Consider the following 1,659-nt stretch of genomic DNA (forward strand, 5'->3'; position numbering starts at 1 on the left):
CACCGTCAGTTTTTCCTTAGCCATACCCACGGTATGTACCCAAACCGTATGCTTTATGCCGTACTCAGTAGTCTTTATCTGAACATCATCCGCTGCCTCATTAGAAAAACACAAAGAAGTAATGCGCGCAGGAGCAGGGACTTTCAAATATTCTCTGCGATCCAATACCAAATATAACGTTTTCCCGTCTATATGCACCGTTTCCACTTCTTGACCGTCTGCCCGGTGGATCAAGGATATGCGAGAAAGATCCAACGGTTCTTTTGAGGTAAATTCCACCGTAAAAAAAAGTTGGGTCTGTACTTTAGGATCGGGATTGATGGTTTGTATTTTTTCTTTACTTTCCCGGTCCACAATAAAGGAAAGTTGACAACTTCCTTTTTTATCCAAGACGGCATCCAGTTCTTTTATCAAACATTCTTGTCGGCGGAAGGTTTCCAACGGTTCAAAGTTGGGATGTTCTGCCCAAATCGCTACTTTGATTCCAACGCTCTCCAGCCCTTTCAAACTAAGGTAGAAATAATTTTCTTCCTCCCAGCCCGTCTCGGTCCTTCTGGTTCCGTTTTTGTAACACCACAGAGCTCTTTCCAGAAAAACCTCTTCTGCTTGTACGGTTTTTTTTACCGAACGGTCACTTACTTCCTCTCCCTGCAGTTGGGCCGAAAAAGTAACTTTATCTTTCCTGCCCATTCGTAAAACCGCCTGTTGACAGTCGGAGGACAGACTCCATTCCAACTCGACAGAATGCGGTTCGGTCCATTGCGGCGTTTCTCCCGCTTGCAAAGGCATCAAGGGTTGGATCTTATAAACGGCTTCAGCTCCCACGGGTATTTTTTCAGGACCGCTGATGCTTTCCAAACGGTTCTTGCCCACTTCAATCCATGCCGTATCCGGGCCCTTTCCCAAAACAGCTGTCGAGTCTTTATCTTCCCCGAAGGCTTGGAATTTATAAATCCCGTAAAGGTCGGTTACAGGCTGCCCTTGTTTTTTGAATTCTTCGACAAGCGATGCAACACTGATCTTTAACTCTTCTTTAAGTCCTAACCGTATGACTTTCCCCCCGTCTTTTTGAACAATCCAAAAAGCCCGATTCCCTAATCCGATCATTCCGCCGTAATCATGCTTGATTTTCGAGACTTTCAGATGAAAAATGCCGTCTTTTCGTATCTTGTCGCTTCCCAGGTTTTTTATATTTTCTGCCGATCGGTTTTTTATTTTTACGGTCAACACACGCCGATTAGGCGACGTTCCCATCGGGATAAGATTATGGTCTTCCAATTCTATAACATAAGAGCCGCTGTTGCGAAAAGAAGCCAGCAGGCTTCCCGAGAGAACCTGTGCTCCCAAAGGGCTGTTTTTATGATCGGCAGAAAATCCCGGAGCATTGGTATATAAGATCGTCCCGTTCAAATCTTTGATGCGCCATCGCATGCCTTGCAACATAAAAAACTTGGTTTTTTCCGAATCGGGAAAGGTATAGCGAGGGGTAAAATAGGCGGGGGTATTTTTGGGAAGTTCCACGATTTTCTCTTTGGAAACCTGCTTTGCGTTGACAACAATTTCCTCGAGTTTGTTTGCTTTGCGATGGATGATTATTTTGGTAGAATCGCCGATGGGAACCTTTCCGTATCCGAAGATGGTGGTCTTGCCTTCAGGTAA

The 1,659-nt window shown here is 45.0% G+C and carries 1 protein-coding gene; it reads right to left on the bottom strand.

Features of this window, described 5'->3' with window-relative positions; all coding sequences use genetic code 11:
• On the bottom strand, positions 1 to 735 hold a 735-nt coding region (locus tag GFV01_RS10010), incomplete at its 3' end, for a hypothetical protein (RefSeq protein ID WP_160567202.1).
• Between the last annotated feature and the right edge of the window lie 924 nt (positions 736 to 1,659).

It is taken from the genome of Apibacter sp. B2912 (genome assembly GCF_009827835.1).
GTDB lineage: Bacteria > Bacteroidota > Bacteroidia > Flavobacteriales > Weeksellaceae > Apibacter.